This is a genomic window from Roseateles sp. P5_E11 (assembly GCF_054049355.1).
Genome location: NZ_JBFUMO010000600.1, coordinates 1 through 3,418, shown reverse-complemented (window position 1 = coordinate 3,418; position 3,418 = coordinate 1). Strand labels below are relative to the sequence as shown.

Annotated in this window: 2 protein-coding genes and 1 pseudogene; all 3 read left to right on the top strand. The window is 62.5% G+C overall.

The genetic code is table 11. The features are described 5' to 3' along the window. Positions 1-1,469, top strand: a 1,469-nt coding sequence (locus ACXJKR_RS27650; protein WP_457325552.1) for a glycoside hydrolase family 43 protein, incomplete at its 5' end; no start/stop codon positions are given. Positions 1,470-1,515: 46 nt separating this feature from the next. After that, positions 1,516-2,964, top strand: coding sequence for a glycoside hydrolase family 43 protein (locus ACXJKR_RS27645; protein ID WP_457325551.1), 1,449 nt, complete (start codon positions 1,516-1,518; stop codon positions 2,962-2,964). A 96-nt stretch (positions 2,965-3,060) separates the two neighbouring features. Continuing rightward, positions 3,061-3,418: pseudogene (locus ACXJKR_RS27640) on the top strand (alpha-N-arabinofuranosidase); the annotation flags it as partial.

Sequence of the window (3,418 nt, the reverse complement as noted above, 5' to 3'; positions counted from 1 at the left end):
GTGTGGGCAAGACCTACTACATGAGCAGCACGACGATGCACATGAGCCCGGGCCTGCCGATCATGAAGTCGACCGACCTGGTCAACTGGAGCATGGCCTCCTACGCCCATCAGAACCTTGCCGACAACGAAGCCTTCCGTCTCGAGAACGGCAAGAACGCCTACGGTGCAGGCTCCTGGGCCAGCAGCCTGCGCTACCACGACGGCATGTTCTATGCCTCGACGTTCGCCGCCACCACCGGAGGACGCACCCACGTCTACACCACGCGCGATCCGGAACGCGGCCCGTGGAAGGAGACGAGCTTCGAGCCCTTGATGAATGACCACAGCCTGTTCTTCGACGACGACGGTCGCGTCTACATGGTCTGGGGCTGCAATCGCATCATGCTCACCGAGCTGAAACCCGATCTCACCGGCACCAAGCCGGGCGGCGTGAACAAGGCCATCATCGAACACGTCAACGCCGTCTTCGGCGCCGACCAGGGCGGGCTGTGTGGGGAGGGCTCGCAGATTTCCAAGATCAACGGCCGCTACTACCTCGTCAACATCGCCTCGCCGGGGAGCCGCTGGGCGCGCACCGTCATCGTCAGCCGCGCCGACACCCTCGACGGCCCCTACGAGAGTCGCATCGCCCTCGATGACCGTGGTATCGCCCAGRGCGGCCTCATCGACACGCCGGAAGGCAAGTGGTACGCCTATCTCTTCAAGGACAACGGCGCCGTCGGTCGCATCCCTTACCTCGTGCCAGTGACCTGGAAGGACGGCTGGCCGGTGCTTGGCAAGGACGGCAAGGTGCCGATGACGCTCGACATCCCCGCCGGCGCGCAAGGCGTCTCCGGCGCCTCCGGCATCGTCGCCTCCGACGAATTYGACCGCCRGCCCGGCGACCCCGMCCTGCCSCTGGCCTGGCAATGGAATCACAACCCSRAGCCSCRTGACTGGTCGCTCACSAAGCGSCCGGGCYACCTGAGCYTSACCACCAGCCGGAACGTCGCAACTCTGCTCGAGGCCCGGAACACCCTCACTCAGCGCACCTTCGGGCCGCGCAGTTCCGCCACCACCAGCATCGACGTGAGCGGCATGAAAGACGGCGACTGGGCCGGCCTGGCCGCGTTTCAAAGGCAATACGGTTTCGTGGGCGTCAAGATGAGCGACGGCGCCCGATCTCTCGTCATGGTGAGCGCCGAAACCGACAAGCCCGAAGAGATCGCCTCCATTCCCCTCTCCGGCAAGACCGTTCACCTTCGGGTCGACTGCGAATTTGAGCCCGCGCCTGAAGTTGCCCGGTTCTCCTACAGCCTAGACGGCAAATCGTGGACCCCCATCGGTCGTCCTTCGCGCCTGGCCTACACCTTCCCGCACTTCATGGGTTACCGCTACGGCCTCTTCTATTACTCGACCAAGATTGCCGGCGGCCGCGTGGACTTTGACTACTACCGGGTCGGGCAAGGGACGCAAGACGGGCGCTAGGACGGCGCAACTTTATTTCTCCGCCTTCTCTCATTTTCCGCCGCTCATGAAAAAAACAGCCTTCTCCGCAGTCGTTCTCTCGTCCGTGCTGGTCTTGCTGCCCGCAACGTCATTCGCGCGCAACCCGGTTATTCAAACGATGTATACGGCCGATCCGGCCCCCATGGTCCATAAGGGCACGCTCTACCTGTTTTCTAGCCACGACGAAGACGTCGGGGAGGCCAACAACTTCAATATGAAGAATTGGGTGCTCGCCACGACGACGGACATGGTGAACTGGACTCAGCACGGCGCGGTCGCCTCCCTGCGAGATTTTCCTTGGGCCTCCAAGGAGAACTCCGGCTGGGACGGCTATGACAACGGTGCCTGGGCCCCTCAAGTGATTGAGCGCGATGGCAAGTGGTATCTCTATGGCCCGGTGCAAGGCCGTGGCATTGGCGTGCTGGTGGCCGATAACCCCCTGGGCCCCTATATCGACCCGATCAAAAAGCCGCTGATCGCCGGCCACGCCGGCGGCCTGTACGACAGCATCGATCCGACCGTTTTCATCGACGACAAGGGTCAGGCCTATCTCGCCTGGGGCAATCCCAATCTGTGGTCAGTGAAACTGAACAAGGACATGATTTCCTACGACACCAGCGTCGGGGAGAAGGGCATCATTGGCCATCCGATGACCGTCAAGGCCTTGGGCGAGCGCAACCCTCCGGACACAGTAGGCGTCACGAAGCCGAAGCCTGCTTTGCGCGGCACATCCTACGAAGAGGGTCCTTGGCTCTATAGGCGCAAGAATCTCAATTACCTGTTTTTTGCCGCCGGTCCCATCCCTGAGCATCTCGGCTACGCCACCGGCCCCACAGCCGAAGGCCCGTGGACCTACGGCGGCGCCGTCATGTCTCCGCAAAGCGCTTTTACCAACCACCCGGGCGTGGTCGATTACAAGGGCAAGACCTACCTTTTCTATCACAACGCCGCTCTTCCGGGAGGCGACGGCTTCAAACGTTCCGTGTGCGTCGACGAGTTGAAGTTCAACCCCGATGGCTCGGTCCCGATGGTGCAGCCAACCAAGGAAGGGCCGGCGCCGGTCGCCACCCTCGATCCCTACAAGCGAGTTGAAGCCGAGACCATCGCCTGGTCTTCCGGTGTCAAGATCGAGCCCAGCAGCGCCGGTGGCCAGAATGTGCGCGACATCCATGACGGCGCCTATATCCAGGTGCGAAATGTCGATTTCGGCGTGACCGGCGCGCGCGCCTTCATGGCCAGCCTCGCCAGCACGGCCGAGGCGAAGGAACCCAGCGGGGCAAAGATCGAGATTCGTCTGGGCAAGCTCGACGGCCAGTTGATCGGCACTCTGCCGGTGTCAGGAACCGGCGGCGAATGGAAGCAGCAGTTGGCCCAGATCTCCGGAGCCTCCGGCGTCCAGGATCTCTTCTTCGTATTCCGCGGTGCGGCCGGCGAAGAACTGTTCAAGTTCGATTACTGGCAATTCTCGAAATAACTGAACAAGGCGGTCCGCGCATGGCGCTGCCGAAGAATCAGCGGGATTCATTGCGATCAAACACATGGCGGCTTTGCAGCTGTCTTGAGACCCTATATGAAAACAATCAAACACAGCCTTGCCGTTCTCGGCCTGATCGCGGCCCCGGCTTTTGCCGCCAACGAGGTCAGCATCAACATCGACGCCGGCAAGCCCGGCCCGGTCATCAGCAAGTATGTGTACGGCCAGTTCGCCGAACACCTCGGCACCGGCGTCTACGAAGGCATGTGGGTCGGCACGAAGTCGAACATCCCGAACACCCGAGGCTGGCGCAATGACGTCGTCGGCGCGCTCAAGGACCTGCATGTGCCGCTGGTGCGCTGGCCGGGCGGCTGCTTCGCCGACACCTACCACTGGCGCGACGGCATTGGCCCGCAGGACAAGCGACCGAGCAAACGTCTGGGGGACCCACGTC

Coding starts and splice junctions, on each gene's coding strand:
- ACXJKR_RS27645 (WP_457325551.1), top strand. CDS start 1,516: ATGAAAAAAACAGCCTTCTCCGCAGTCGTTCTCTCGTCCGTGCTGGTC.